Origin of the sequence: Lysinibacillus sp. RS11 (genome assembly GCF_042019215.1) — a bacterium.
Classification (GTDB): Bacteria; Bacillota; Bacilli; order Bacillales_A; family Planococcaceae; genus Lysinibacillus; species Lysinibacillus xylanilyticus_A.
This window is the reverse complement of sequence record NZ_CP168124.1, coordinates 1,235,697-1,250,466: the sequence shown is the minus strand read 5'-3', so window position 1 is coordinate 1,250,466 and position 14,770 is coordinate 1,235,697. Positions and strand designations below refer to the sequence as shown.

The window sequence follows — 14,770 nt, the reverse complement described above, 5'->3', positions numbered from 1 at the left end:
CTTACTCTACCCCATAATATTGATCATACATATTGCGCTTCATTTTAAAATTATTTAATACAATTCCCAAAATATTGGCTTGTGAAATTGTTAATATGGACTTTGATTTTAAAACTGCGGCTTTCCCAACTGCGCCAGAATTGACAATCAGTAAGGTTCCATCGCACTTATTGGATAAAATTTGTGCATCAGATACAAATAATAAAGGCGGAGCATCGAAAATAACGATATCGTATTTTTCTTTGGCGATCGCCAGAAAAGATATCATTGTTTCAGATGCCAGTAGCTCTGTTGGATTTGGTGGAATTGGTCCACTTGCAACAATGTCTATCCCTTCTACAAACGTTTTTTGGATCACATCTATAAACTTTTCCTGCCTAGATAATATAGAGGAGAGGCCCACACTATTTGCGAGATGAAATGTATGGTGGAGAGTCGGCTTACGCATGTCCGCATCGACAATTAAGACCTTCTTCTCCTCTTGTGAAAAAACAACACCGATATTCGCTGCATTTGTAGACTTTCCTTCCCCCGGAATAGAGGAAGTTACTAAAATAGTTTTCACATCTTGATTTGGCTGTGCAAATTTAATATTTGTACGAATCGTCCGAAACTGCTCAGATGGAATGGATTTAGCATCAGAAACAGTAACTAGCTTGCGAGCCATCAGTGATTTATTCCTCTTTTTCCTTCGCATCGAAAACATTATGGGTTCCCCCTAGGCTTAGACTTTTTCCCTACTTGCGACTCAATATTACTGACCACCCCGATAACCGGTAATGATAAAATTTCTTCGATATCACGTTCAGTTTTGATTGTTTTGTCAAATGTTTCCATAATATAAGCAAGCACGAGGGCCAGAGAAAAACCAACGATAGTTGCTATGAGTATATTTAATATTTTGTTTGGTTTAACAGCTGCTGCATTTTCACTTGATTTCGCTACTGACAAAATATTGATATTGTCCACATGCATGAGCACAGGAATTTCTTCTTTAAAAACTCCGGCGACGGTATTGGCAATTTCTACAGCCCTAGACTCTTTCTCATCTCGTACACGAATATTCACTACTTGAGAATTACTCGCACTAGAGACGTCTATTTGATTCATTAATCGTTCAGGTGTGGTCGTTAACGACAGCTTATCAATCACCTTCGTTAAAATAGCGGGGCTTTTAATAATGACGTTGTACGTATTGATTAACCGAAGATCCGTATCAACATTTTGTGCCCCTACTAGTTGCTGATTATCATAGCTTTTTTGATTCACGATTATTTGTGTTTCCGCTTCATATATGGGTGTTAAAATAAAAAAACTTAACATAGCAGCTATACCTATCGACAACATTGTAAGCACTAGGATAAAGAACCAGCGTTTTTGCAATGTTTTTACTATACTTTGCACTGTAATTTCTTCATTCACAAAATAGATTCCCTCCTACAAATGCGGATTATTGTAATATTAATTAAGTATATTAAGTAAGTCTTACAGTTATTCGGTAAAATATTTTTACAATAACTAAGTCGAATTTTTATTTCTGTCAAATCCGCTTACTACGAAGACAAGTATATGAAGCACATTAAAATAGAGAATTTCAAATGTAGATACACCAAGTGCAGCAACAACGACGAAGACCGTAAACACCACTAGCTGTTTGTCCATTTGATTATGGCCTTTCGCAATCGAAATAAGAAAGACAGCATAGCATACTAGCGACAGTAAGCCCGCCTCCTGCAATATATTGACAAATGTATTGTGGGCATGGGAAACTCCAATTGCCCATAGTGATTCAGCACCATGTCCCCAAAAATTAAAATGCCCAAATACATATTTCCATATTTCAAGACGACCATCTGTAATATTTGTAGATTTTTTCTCCATTTTCAAAAGAATACTTTGAAACGCCTTCTTCATCATTTCAACTTCATTAATAGCTATTTCTAGTATTAAACAAGCTGCTATCAATAAAAAAATAAATTTTAATAATGGTAAAAATCTTTTTTTCATCCTTTTTACTACTAAGACAATCATTACTATTGTCACAATGGCAATTGTTAATAATGATGTACGTGCGTTTGACAGCATAATGACATACAAAGCAAATAAATAAATAATTGTATAAACCCCTAAAAGAATAGTTAATTTCAGCTGCCGGTGCCCCTCCAGCATGGCCACTATTATTTCATATAGCTTCATTAGAACCACAACCATCAAACCAATCATAGAAAATCCTAATGTATTTGGATTTTCAAATATCCCTGAAAAAGCACCAAACATAAAATGATTTTCTTGAAAACACAAAATAAGAAATGGTATATATGCTAATAAAACACCATTAAGGACAACTTCTTTCACATGCTTTCTCACGATATCATTAAAGAAAATCGCTACTGCTAAAAAAATGCAAAATAGCTGAAGACTATTTTTTAATAGCCCTATGTCCTGATTGACCCCTGCGGAAATAACACAAAAAAAAGTATATAAACTAAAAAACAGGCTGGCCTGTACATTTTGGATGATTATTTTTTTATGCATTAGAAAGGATAGAAGGATTATTATTAGGCTAATCAACAATGTTAATTTATGATAAATCCCTTCAACGGGTTGCATTAAGCTCATAAATATAAGGGCGCTAAACAGTAGCGTGGAACACAATTTCATCTAAAAATCACGCTCAATTCTAGTTAGATTGAAAAAAAAGCCCACCATTTCTTCGTGTAGATTTTGTCCAATTCAAGCGGAAGTATCGGCTTGTTTGCAATGACAAGTGCATTATTCTTTAAGAGTTGATCGACAGCATCTAGCTCCTTCTGCTTTTCAAGGTAATTGAGAGCTCTGTTATAAAGAAATGGCCTCGATGTTACATTATGCGCGTCGGATCCAAATGTATGAATATAATTCGCTCTCACTAACGCTAACGATAAACGCTGTACCTCTTTACCATAAAGACCTGTTAAACTTCCAGCCGTTATTTGCGTTAATGCACCTTCTCGAATCAATATTTCAAGTCGCGTCGGTTTTTCTCTAATGGCGTAGTTTCGTTCAGGATGCGCAAGGATTGGTGTATAACCCGCTGCCTTCAACAGAATAATCATTCTTTTCGTATACGCAGGGATTGTGCTAGAGGGTAATTCTAAAAGAATGTAGTTAGAACTCGCTAATGTATGAAGTTGCTTTTGCATTATCAAAGTATGTAGTTCTTCATGTAAACGCACTTCATGCCCTGTATGCAGTATGATTGGTATCTGATGCTTCTCTAATTCTTGTCGTAGATATATTGTTTGCTCCTCTACAAGTGAATAATTAACATGATATTGAGGATGCATCACATGCGACGTACAAATTATTTCTGTTATTCCTTCACTAGATGCTTGCTGCAACATCTTTAATGATTCCGCTTTATTTTTTGGCCCATCATCAACACCGAATAATAAATGTGCATGTATATCAATCATCTATATCACAACTTTCTTCTTTAATGACTGATTATCTAATTAGCCTTCTTCTCTTTTATGAAAAATACTTGTTAAACATGACTAACATAGTGCTTTTTTCTAGATATGTATCAGATGTTAAAGTTCAATCTGTGTTTCGGGTTATTCTAACTATCGTTTAGGCCTTTCTATCCGCCGCTTTGCCCTTTCTATCCATCATTTCTGCTCTTCTATCCGTCGCTTTGCCCTTTCTATCCATCATTTCTGCTCTTCTATCCGTCGCTTTGCCCTTTCTATCCATCATTTCCGCTCTTCTATCCGTCGCTTTGGCTCTCCTTTCCGTCGCTCCACCTTTCTATCTGCTGCTTTGACTTCTTTCCGTCGCTCCGCTTTTCTATCTGCTGCTTTGGCTTCTTTCCGTCGCTCCGCTTTTCTATCTGCTGCTTTGGCTTCTTTCCGTCGCTTTAGCTCTCCTATGATAGAAACAATAAAAAAGAGGCTTCTCTAGATTTTCATCTAGAGAAACCTCTAACTTTCAATATTATTTCGCATACTCCACTGCACGTGTTTCACGAATGACTGTTACTTTAATATGACCTGGGTAATCAAGTTCTTCTTCGATACGCTTACGGATATCTCGCGCTAAGCGATGTGAAGCCAAGTCATCAATTTTTTCAGGTTGTACAATAATACGGATTTCACGACCAGCTTGAATCGCAAATGATTTTTCTACACCATCATAGCTTTCAGAAATTTCTTCTAACTTTTCAAGTCTGCGGATATAATTTTCAAGTGTCTCACTTCGAGCACCTGGACGAGCTGCTGATAATGCATCAGCTGCAGCTACTAAAACAGCGATAACAGATGTTGCTTCTGTATCACCATGGTGAGAAGCAATACTGTTTATAACGACTGGATGTTCTTTGTATTTTGTTGCTAACTCCACACCGATTTCGACGTGACTACCTTCAACTTCATGGTCGATTGCCTTACCAATATCATGTAATAAGCCTGCACGACGAGCTAATGCTACGTCTTCACCAAGTTCAGCAGCAAGTAGGCCTGATAAATACGCGACTTCAATTGAATGCTTTAGAACGTTTTGTCCATAGCTTGTACGATATTTCATGCGGCCTAAAATCTTCATTAAATCTGGATGTAAATTATGAATGCCAATTTCAAATGTTGTTTGCTCACCAGTTTCGCGGATTTGTTCATCCACTTCACGACGAGCTTTTTCCACCATTTCCTCAATTCGAGCAGGGTGAATGCGGCCATCCTGTACAAGTTTTTCAAGTGCAAGTCGAGCAGTTTCACGACGAATTGGATCAAAGCCTGATAAAATAACCGCTTCTGGAGTATCATCAATAATTAAATCTATACCTGTTAACGTTTCCAGCGTACGGATATTTCGACCTTCACGACCAATAATACGACCTTTCATTTCATCATTTGGCAAGTTCACGACAGATACTGTTGTTTCTGCAACATGGTCTGCTGCAAAGCGCTGCAGTGCCAGTGATAAAATTTCACGTGCTTTTTTATCTGATTCTTCCTTCGCACGTGTTTCAGCTTCCTTCGTCATCACAGCAATATCAGTTGCTAGCTCTTTTTCTACTTCTCCTAAGATAATAGCTTTTGCTTCATCTCTAGTTAAAGCAGAAATTCGTTCTAGCTCTGTTTTTTGCGAGGCAACGAGCTCGTCCACTTTGCTTTCCATCTGTTCAATATGCTGTTGTCTTTCGGCTAGAGCCTGTTCTTTTCTCTCTAAGCCTGCTTCTCTCTTATTTAGAGCATCATCTTTGCGATCAAGATTCTCTTCTCTTTGCAATAAACGGTTCTCTTGTTTTTGAAGTTCTAAACGACGTTCACGAATGTCATTTTCTGCTTCAGTACGAAATTTGTGAGTTTCATCTTTGGCTTCAAGTAGTGCTTCTTTCTTCAATGCCTCCGCTTCTCGTTTTCCTTCTTCAACGATTGTTTCAGCAACATGTTTAGCACCAGTGATTTTTGAGTCATTCACTTTTTTCATGTAGATATAGCTAACAGCGGCACCAACGATGAGTCCAAGCAAAGCGGAGATGATAGTAATTCCATCCATATGAACACCTCCTCTTGCTATTTGGGTAATACAGTTTCAGTAGGCGCATACATTGCATTGCCTATTTAAAGTCATAATTCAGAAATTATACATATTTAATTGTATAGCTAGCCTCAAGCTCTGTCAAGGATAGTCGGGCATCTGTTCGCTCTTCTTAAGAAAAAAGTAAGTCACCTCCATCAAGAGAATTTATTCCCACTACTTTTACACTAACCCATATTTATAATTTTTTGTTAAAAATATAAAAAGCAGTACATAGATAAACACATTTTTATGATGACGTTCTATCCGTCGTTTCGATAATTCTATTCATCCTTATTTTCCAGTATGTATAAATACAAAAAAATGCATTGCTCTCACTCTTAAGAGTGGGAACAATGCATCTTAACTTATTTCAAATAAGTTAAAAATTATTTTTCGTCTTCAAGTAGAAGTTGTAACTCTTCGTCCATTTCTTCCTCTTCATCATGCGCAGCAATTGTGTAAGAAGCAGATGCCATGCCATAAGAAGCACGGATTTTATTCGCGATATCTTCAAGGACTGCTGTATTTTCTTTTAAATACTGCTTGGCATTTTCACGACCTTGACCAAGGCGCTCATCACCGTAAGCATACCAAGACCCACTTTTTTGAACGATGTCTAATTCAACACCTAAATCGACAGTTTCGCCCTCTTTTGAAATGCCTTCACCGTACATAATATCAACTTCAGCTGTACGGAACGGTGGTGCTACTTTGTTTTTCACAATTTTAATTTTTGTACGGTTACCCATTATGTCATTGCCTTGTTTAATAGCTTCCGCACGACGCACTTCTAATCGAACAGAGCTGTAGAATTTAAGCGCGCGACCACCAGGTGTTGTTTCTGGATTACCAAACATAACACCAATTTTTTCACGTATTTGGTTGATGAAAATGGCAATTGTTTTTGATTTATTAATAGAACCTGAAAGCTTACGTAATGCTTGAGACATTAAACGAGCTTGTAGTCCGACATGAGAGTCACCCATATCTCCTTCAATTTCAGCTTTTGGAACTAAAGCTGCCACGGAGTCAATGACGATGATATCAATAGCACCACTACGTACTAAAGCTTCTGCAATTTCAAGTGCTTGTTCTCCTGTATCTGGTTGTGATAATAATAATTCATCAATATTGACACCTAATTTTTGTGCGTAAATTGGATCTAGTGCATGCTCGGCATCGATAAATGCTGCTTGTCCGCCCTTTGCTTGTACCTCTGCAATGGCATGAAGAGCAACCGTTGTTTTACCTGATGATTCAGGGCCATATACTTCAATAATACGTCCACGTGGATAACCGCCAACACCTAATGCAGCATCAAGTGCTAACGAACCACTTGAAGATGTAGCGATTTCTAAATCTGTCTTTTCACCAAGTTTCATGATAGAACCTTTACCAAAGTTCTTTTCAATTTGTTTTAACGCCTGTTCTAAGGCTGCTTTACGATCACTCATTCCTTTTCCTCCTTCAAAAACTGTTCACTGTTTTTCTCTATCTCTACTATACTTGTTTTTAAGAGAAGACGCAAGAAAAAAGCGAACATTTATTCGTTTTTTGTTCAAAATAAAAATTTGGGTAACTTTTCTCTACCCAAATTTCTATTTTCACTTCTATTAGTAGCGTTTTGTAAAGCCTCTTTCTTCCAAAAGTTGCATTAAATAATGACATGTAAACTTCACCGTACGCAGTCGATTTGTATTACGCATGCCCGATAAATGAAGTAAATACGTAATTGGCTCTTCATCACCAATTGCAATACCAATCCAAACCGTCCCTACTGGTTGATGATCATGCGCCGTAGGACCTGCCGCACCTGTTAATCCAATACCTATATCCGTACCAAATTTTTTACGTACTGTACTAGCCATGGCCGCTGCACATTCACTGCTTACAATCCCATGTGAATCTAATAATTCTTTAGAAATACCGAGCTGCTTAATTTTAGCCCCTTCTGTATACGTAACAACGCCACCGACAAGGGCATCCCCTACACCTGGTATCTCAGCAAGCTCTGACTGAAATAACCCTGCTGTTAAACTTTCTGCCGCAGCAATTGTTAACTTATTATCTAGTAACATTTCTACTGTTTTAGAGGCAAGAGAATCATCATCGCTGCCGTATTGATAGTCACCAACAAGCGCTTGAATCTCTGCCACCTTTGCGGCAATAAGCTGCTGCGCTTCTTGTTCCGTTTCTGTCTTGGCAGTTACACGTAATGTAACCTCGCCGTCAGAAGCAAGTGGAGCAACAGTTGGGTTTGTTTGTGAATCTAAAATATCTTGGACACGTACTTCGAGTTCTGCTTCACCGATTCCATAAAAGCGCATAACGTGAGATGCAATAACCCCTCCAGTATTTAACATCACACTAAGCTTCGGCTTTGCCTCAAACTGGAACATCGGCTCAAGTTCTTTGGGTGGTCCTGGAAGCAAAATATACGTATGCTCATCTTTTGTTAGTATCATGCCAGGTGCCATACCGTGATGGTTGGCAAGGACCTCACTACCTGCTAGTATTAAAGCCTGCTTACGATTATTTTCCGTCATTGGACGTCCTCGTTTTGCAAAAAATTGCTCAATATACGTCAGTGCGATCTCATCAAATTCGAGTGAAACGCCAAGATGACGAGCAATCGTTTCCTTTGTTAAATCATCCTTTGTAGGACCAAGCCCACCAGAAACAATGATTAAATCAGCACGAGTCTCTGCAACAGCAATAGCCTTTTCTAAACGTTGCGCATTATCCCCTACAACAGTGTGATAATACACATTTATCCCTAACTCAGACAACTGGTTAGAAATAAACCTCGCATTTGTATTCGTAATTTGACCAAGCAATAACTCTGAGCCAACTGCAAGAATTTCAGCATTCATGATCCCCAAGACCTTTCTTATTTAGACTCAAGTAAGACACGTCGATTTAGATAGAAATAATCCCATCCAGACCATACTGTAAAGAACAATGCAATATATAGCATAATTTCATCAAATGGAATACCAATAAGTGTAAAGATTGTATTGTGTAAAAGCGCTGCTGCAATAGCCATAATTTGAGTCCATGTTTTAATTTTACCAAGCTGATTTGCCGCTACAACTTCTCCTTCGCCTGCCAATATTAAACGAAGACCTGTTACCGCAAACTCACGGCTAATAATAATTATTATGATCCAGGCAGGCGCCATATCAAGCTCTACCATTAAAATAAAAGCTGCTGAAACTAGCAACTTGTCCGCTAGTGGATCTAAAAATTTCCCAAATATTGTCACAAGATTATACTTACGTGCATAATAACCATCCACCCAATCAGTTGTTGAAGCAAAAATAAAAATAAGTGCACCTATAAAATGATGAACAGGCATCTTCGCACCGAATAGTGACATTGTTCCCCAGTTGAAATCAAACATCATAACAATGACAAAGAACGGAATAAGTAATATTCGAGAGATGGTAATTTTATTTGGAATGTTCATTTTTCTAACACCTTTCATGATGAAAGAAAGTAGTCATCACTAGATGACTACTATTCTTTATTGAAATTGATGACGATGTTTTGCGTTACAATTTGCTGTGCATACGTTAAAAGCTCGTCATTAATATATATCTTAGCTTGTGCTGAATTACCTAAACGGATACGAGCGTAATTTTGAGATGTTGCGTCGAATTCCACTACTTCTCCTGCATTATATACACGTGTATCTTTCAGTAATTCCTGTTGCTGTTGATTTCGAATACCAATAAATGTAGGGCCTGATACCTCAATACGTATTTTAAATGTATCCGTGCCTGCTAACGTATAAGAAGTCGTAGCTCCATCCGCTTCAATAGCTCCAGCTGAAATCGATTGCTTAACCTCTTCAGCTTGTTTTTCATCAGGTGTTTCCTTTGCTGAATCTTTTGAATCTTGTTTAGCATTCGCTTGAGCTTTTTTATCTTCTTTTTCTTTTTCTTTTTCTGTATCTATTGGTTTTACTTTTGTATCATATTCTATTTCTGATGGAATATCGTCTTTAACATCTGGCATTGCATTATTTTTAGACTGCATTAGCACCCAAATCACCACAATAATGACAATGATAAATAAACCAACGATTATTTTTGGCATTGACTCCATCATTTTATTGGAAGGTCCCTTTGAAACTTTTCTTCTACTTGGGCTATTCGTCATCGATTGACTTACTTGATCATTTTTTGTACCTGGCAGTTCGCTCTTATAGGTTTCTAAAATTTCCTCTGCGTTCAAACCTACAGCGTCTGCATATTGTTTAATAAAAGCTCGTACATAAAACGAACCAGGCATAATCGAATAATTGCCCTCTTCAATTCCTACTAAATAACGCTTTTGAATTTTCGTTATTTCTTGTAAATCGTCTAAGCTGTAGCCTTTAGACAGTCTCGCCTCTTTCAGTCGAGTCCCCAATTCTGCCACTCATAACACCTACTTTAATATTAAATTAAAAATTAAAATCCTCCAAATGAATCGGATTCGGACATCATATGGTTTTTTTCCATTATTTCATACGTAATTTCTTCATCTGGGTGATGACGTAATTCAATGATATAATCAAAATCCTCAATCTTATATTCTGAATGCTGAACAAACATATCTGGATGCTCGACGACCTTAATAGAAGGCATACTCATCATTTCACGTACTAGTTGCAAATGCCGTTCATCAGACGAACGACGCGTCACAATGCCATCTAATATAAAAATATTATTGTCACTGAATTCATCACCAGCGAGTTTATTACGGACAGTCTGCTTAATCATTGTAGATGATAAAAAAATCCATTTTTTATTGGCACATACACTAGCCGCTACAATCGACTCTGTTTTCCCAACACGAGGCATTCCTCGTATTCCAATGAGCTTATGCCCTTCTTTTTTAAAAAGCTCGGCCATAAAGTCAACTAAAATACCAAGTTCATCTCGTACAAAGCGGAAAGTATTTTTTTCATCTGCATCTCGAGGAATATAATGACCGTGCCTCAGAGCTAAACGATCACGGAGTTTAGGTTGTCGAAATTTGGTAACGTTGATATGTTCCATTGTCGAAACAATTGTACGAAAACGTTCAATTGCCTCATCGTTGTCTGTATGCACTAACATACCACGTCGATCCTCATCGACACCATTTATTGAAATAATATTGACCCGAAGCATCCCTAAAAGTGAAGCAATATCTCCTAATAATCCAGGGCGATTCACCTGAATTTCATATTCAAAGTACCAATCGCTCAAACACACTCGTTCCCTTCCTATTAGTTAACGTAAAAAATCCTTTATAAGTTCCATCATAGCTGATTTTTTATGTAATTAAAAGTTCGAATATATGGAATTACGGCGTTATTTTTAAAAACTTACTATTTTTTTTTAAAGCATTCAAAATAGGCTTACATACGTTCCCTTTTCTATGCAAAAATTGCTTTTTTATATAGAAAAAAGAGGAGATAAACTCTCCTCTTTTTTTTACTGCACATGCTTATTTTGTACAAGTTTAACGACACAATTCGCCAATGCTTCTTTTTCATCTTCAGAGGCAACGCCCCATAAATCCGACAGCACTCGCTCTTGTTCATTTTTAGGATCGACATTTGTCGCCAAATATTCGCCAATTTGTACCGCAGCCTGTTGAATCAATTTCTTTGGCATACCGCTTGATTCAGCCTGCATAACATTTTGTCCTAAAAACGATGTCCATTTTTGCCAGTTTTCTAAAATGGTCATATGTTCCTCCTCCTTTACACATGTAGTATGTGCAAAAAAGAAAATTATATGTACCAACCACCATTTAATCGAATTATTTGTCCTGTAACATAATCTGCTTTTCCAGAAAGATAGAAGCGCACCATTTCAGCAACATCCTTAGTTTGCCCAATTTTACCTAACGGAATGTCCTCTAAAATATATACAAGCTCCTCTTCACTTAAATGACTATTCATCGATGTATTAATAAAGCCCGGTGCAATAGCATTAACACGAATTCGTGACAATGCCGCTTCTTTCGCATAGGACTTTACAAAAGCATGCTGTGCTCCCTTTACAGTGGCGTAAAGTGCTTCACCAGCAGACCCAGCTTCCCCCCAAATGGAACCGATAAAAAGTACGTAGCTGACATCATGAGCGCGAAGCTTTGATGAAAGCAATGCCGTTAGACGCATAGGATTTTGTACATGCACACGCCATAATGCTTCCATATCCTCCACTGTAGTATCTTCAAGTAGAGAATAATGCGCCTGACCATTTGCAAAGACAATCGCTTGCACATTAAAAATTTGAGATGCTAGCGATTGAGCCCCAGAAATTTTCGAAAAATCCCCCTGTACAAGCATAAACTCCTGTGTAGGGAAATTTTCTGAAAGAGAGCAGTATAAAGCCTGAGCTGCTTTCTCATTGTTTGAAAAGTGTATGTAGATGGACCAACCATCATCTGCCAGACTCCGACAAATAGCACGGCCAATCTCACCCGATGCACCTAACACAAGGGCAAACTTTTTCACTGTTCGCCCTTCTCTGTAGGTAAAATTTTAAAGACAGTTTGTTGAGCTTCACCTTGAATCGAAGAAAATGCTTTTTTCAAATCATCAATCGTTAGTTCTTCAAGTACCGGCACGACATCGAACAAATTCATTTCATTAAACGAATAACGTGTAAATTGGTTTGCGATAAATTCAATAGAGTTCAGTGCACGTAAGAAGAAACCGATTTTTTTACGTTTCACTCGTTCCAAATCGGCGCTTTCAAATTGTGCATTTCCTTCATGCTTTGCCAATTCTTCTTTAATTGCCTTTTCCAATGCAGCAGGTTCTGTTGAATCTGAACCAATCATAGCAAAACCAAAACCATTTTCTAACGTAAAATCAAAGGCATACGTTTCATCAATTAAACCATCTTCATAGACACGCTCATAAAAATTAGATGTACGTCCAAAAATAAGTTCAAGTGCAATTTGAACAGACAGCTCATGCTTTAACATATCACGACCAGAAAGATTTGTTTCTTTTGCTTTTAAACCTACATAGACCTTAGGCTTTTGGACATCCATATGCAATTCACGCTCTTTGACAGCAACCTCTGTTGGCTCCTGATCAAAGAAGCGTTGAATTGGAGTTGGTTCAGGGAATTCTTTTTTGTTTTGATCGTCACGAATAAACGTCATCATTTCATTAGGATCTACGTTACCTATGACAAATAATAACATATTGGACGGATGATAAAATGTATTGTAGCACGTATATAAATGCTCCGCCGTAATGCCGTCAATCGACTCTATTGTACCAGCGATATCGATTTTCACTGGGTGATTATGATACATATTTTCGATTGTACCAAAATACAGGCGCCAATCTGGCTGATCATCGTACATCGTAATTTCCTGACCAATAATGCCCTTCTCCTTATTGACCGTGGCCTCTGTAAAGTAAGGCTCTTGAACAAAATTTAATAATGTTTCAGTACTTTTGTAAATATTGTCTGTCGATGAAAATAAATACGCCGTACGTGTAAATGACGTAAAGGCATTGGCCGAAGCACCATATTCACTAAACTTTTGGAAGACGTCTCCATCTTCTTTTTCAAACATTTTATGCTCTAAAAAGTGGGCAATACCATCTGGCACAGTAATACTTTCTGTTTCACCCATTGGCATAAATGTACGGTCAACAGAGCCGTACTTTGTTGTGAACGTCACAAATGTTTTTGAAAAGCCCTTTTTCGGTAAAATATAGACATCTAAGCCATTCTCTAGTTTTTCATAATACAAAGTTTCATCTAATTGTTTGAATTCAATTGTTTTCATTGTGCGGCTTGCTCCTTTCCACATAAGAAATAGACCGCTTCTAGCTGTACTTGCTTCGCCATTTCAACAACATCTTCCTTCGTAACAGCTTTCCATTTATTTGCCCAGGTTTCAACAGCGAATTCCTCAGGTAAATCTTTATATTGGTCAAAAATTTCTATTTGTCCTCGGGCTGAATCCAATGATTCTTTTAGCTGATTCGTCAGCATTGCCTTTGTTTGCTCTAATTCTAAATTCGTAATATCGCCTGCTTGCATAACAGCAAGTTGTTCCTTAATAAGTGATAGTGCCTTTTCTTCATTCTTTGGTTCGATGCCAGACACAACAAAGACTAAGCCATAATGTGATGCATATGAGCTAGACGCATAGTAGGCTAAACTTTCCTTTTCGCGAACATTCATAAATAATTTGGCATGAGGATAACCACCGAAAACGCCGTTAAAGATTTGCATTTTTGCGAAATCTGGATCACCAAATCGTACTGGTGTACTAAAGCCAATATGCATCTTTCCTTGCTTCATGTCTTGTTGTTCACGTACATAATCATTTTGTGGATGCTGTTGTGGAAGTACAGCAGGAATTTCTTCAGGTGTACGATCATTAAATGGTAGCGCTTTTTTCAACTTCGCCACGATTTCGTCTTCATTAATATCACCTGCGACATAAATGTCTATTTTATCGTTAGCAAGCATGGATTGGTATGCTTCAAACAATGATGCTGAGGTAATATTTTGAATGTCCTCGACAGTTCCATTAGCAGAAATAGACGCCGGTTCATTCGGTCGTAAAATTTGCTGAAGGCGTTGCTGTGCAAAACGAGATTTATCGTCAAAAATGGATTCAATACGCTGAATAACCGTTTTCTTTTCACGTTCTACAATAGATTCCTTAAATACACCGTTTTCTAAATTCGGTTCAAATATTGCTGTGTGCAATAAACCAAGCACTTCATTTAAAACACTTGTATTTGCCAAGTAATGATCATTAACGGCTTCTACATTCATCAGTACTGTATGTTCATTGCCACGCTTAGATGTGTCAAAATACAACACAGTGCCATACAAGTCATCTAAAAAACTACGGAATGCGGCTGTTGTTGTATATTTGGCATTGCTGTGTTGCAATACATTTGTTAACACCGTGCGTTCAGAGGCACTTTTGGCAGTTAATGCTCTTCTCCATTTAATTGAGAAGTTTACGGTTTTAAATTGGGTTGTTTGTCGGATATGCAAATTGACACCTTTTGCAAAAGGTATTGTTTTAAACATATGGGAACCCTCCTATCTTTCTTAATATAACAATGTACTACACATACTATACATGTCTATTGTCTATAATTGCAAAAAGAATCCAAAGTATGTATATATATATGTAAAATTACATTAGGTTTGTTGAAAAAGATTAATTTCCAACC

Annotated in this window: 15 protein-coding genes; all 15 read right to left on the bottom strand. The window is 37.5% G+C overall.

The annotated features are described in order from the left end of the window. Position 1 precedes the first annotated feature (1 nt). The 15 genes from AB9L17_RS06070 to yfmF all read right to left on the bottom strand — a co-directional run bounded on the left by AB9L17_RS06070 (position 2) and on the right by yfmF (position 14,624). The gene (locus AB9L17_RS06070; RefSeq protein WP_223552638.1) at positions 2 to 706 is read right to left on the bottom strand and encodes a CpsD/CapB family tyrosine-protein kinase; all 705 of its coding nucleotides are present in this window, start codon (positions 704 to 706) and stop codon (positions 2 to 4) included. After that, the gene (locus tag AB9L17_RS06065) at positions 706 to 1,422 is read right to left on the bottom strand and encodes a YveK family protein (RefSeq protein ID WP_375200206.1); all 717 of its coding nucleotides are present in this window, start codon (positions 1,420 to 1,422) and stop codon (positions 706 to 708) included. Before AB9L17_RS06065 ends, AB9L17_RS06070 begins: the two co-directional genes overlap by 1 nt. A gap of 96 nt (positions 1,423 to 1,518) precedes the next feature. Beyond that, positions 1,519 to 2,355 (bottom strand): O-antigen ligase family protein, encoded by an 837-nt coding sequence (locus tag AB9L17_RS06060; protein ID WP_375200205.1) that lies wholly within the window; start codon positions 2,353 to 2,355, stop codon positions 1,519 to 1,521. A gap of 329 nt (positions 2,356 to 2,684) precedes the next feature. Then, entirely contained in the window at positions 2,685 to 3,455 is a 771-nt protein-coding gene (locus AB9L17_RS06055; RefSeq protein WP_068983089.1) for a tyrosine-protein phosphatase, read from the bottom strand. A 157-nt stretch (positions 3,456 to 3,612) separates the two neighbouring features. Beyond that, complete coding sequence (locus AB9L17_RS06050) at positions 3,613 to 3,735, bottom strand: hypothetical protein (protein ID WP_375200204.1); 123 nt, start codon at positions 3,733 to 3,735, stop codon at positions 3,613 to 3,615. A 240-nt stretch (positions 3,736 to 3,975) separates the two neighbouring features. Next, the gene (gene rny, locus AB9L17_RS06045) at positions 3,976 to 5,535 is read right to left on the bottom strand and encodes a ribonuclease Y (RefSeq protein ID WP_068983090.1); all 1,560 of its coding nucleotides are present in this window, start codon (positions 5,533 to 5,535) and stop codon (positions 3,976 to 3,978) included. A 410-nt stretch (positions 5,536 to 5,945) separates the two neighbouring features. Continuing rightward, positions 5,946 to 7,013, bottom strand: a complete 1,068-nt coding sequence (gene recA / locus AB9L17_RS06040; protein WP_068983091.1) for a recombinase RecA — start codon at positions 7,011 to 7,013, stop codon at positions 5,946 to 5,948. 159 nt (positions 7,014 to 7,172) lie between these two features. Next, positions 7,173 to 8,432, bottom strand: coding sequence for a competence/damage-inducible protein A (locus tag AB9L17_RS06035; protein ID WP_223552633.1), 1,260 nt, complete (start codon positions 8,430 to 8,432; stop codon positions 7,173 to 7,175). A 17-nt stretch (positions 8,433 to 8,449) separates the two neighbouring features. Continuing rightward, on the bottom strand, positions 8,450 to 9,028 hold the full coding sequence (gene pgsA, locus AB9L17_RS06030) for a CDP-diacylglycerol--glycerol-3-phosphate 3-phosphatidyltransferase (protein ID WP_375200203.1): 579 nt from the start codon (positions 9,026 to 9,028) through the stop codon (positions 8,450 to 8,452). Between the two features lie 50 nt (positions 9,029 to 9,078). Then, a complete protein-coding gene (locus AB9L17_RS06025) occupies positions 9,079 to 9,984 on the bottom strand; it encodes a helix-turn-helix domain-containing protein (protein WP_068983094.1) in 906 nt (301 codons plus the stop codon). A 32-nt stretch (positions 9,985 to 10,016) separates the two neighbouring features. Continuing rightward, positions 10,017 to 10,799 (bottom strand): DUF3388 domain-containing protein, encoded by a 783-nt coding sequence (locus AB9L17_RS06020; protein ID WP_068983492.1) that lies wholly within the window; start codon positions 10,797 to 10,799, stop codon positions 10,017 to 10,019. Between the two features lie 228 nt (positions 10,800 to 11,027). Continuing rightward, the gene (locus AB9L17_RS06015; RefSeq protein ID WP_068983095.1) at positions 11,028 to 11,285 is read right to left on the bottom strand and encodes a DUF3243 domain-containing protein; all 258 of its coding nucleotides are present in this window, start codon (positions 11,283 to 11,285) and stop codon (positions 11,028 to 11,030) included. Positions 11,286 to 11,329: 44 nt separating this feature from the next. Further along, a complete protein-coding gene (gene ymfI, locus AB9L17_RS06010) occupies positions 11,330 to 12,058 on the bottom strand; it encodes an elongation factor P 5-aminopentanone reductase (protein WP_375200202.1) in 729 nt (242 codons plus the stop codon). Continuing rightward, complete coding sequence (gene yfmH, locus AB9L17_RS06005; RefSeq protein WP_375200201.1) at positions 12,055 to 13,356, bottom strand: EF-P 5-aminopentanol modification-associated protein YfmH; 1,302 nt, start codon at positions 13,354 to 13,356, stop codon at positions 12,055 to 12,057. The genes ymfI and yfmH overlap by 4 nt, the downstream gene beginning before the upstream one ends. Further along, on the bottom strand, positions 13,353 to 14,624 hold the full coding sequence (yfmF, locus tag AB9L17_RS06000) for an EF-P 5-aminopentanol modification-associated protein YfmF (protein WP_068983098.1): 1,272 nt from the start codon (positions 14,622 to 14,624) through the stop codon (positions 13,353 to 13,355). Before yfmF ends, yfmH begins: the two co-directional genes overlap by 4 nt. Between the last annotated feature and the right edge of the window lie 146 nt (positions 14,625 to 14,770).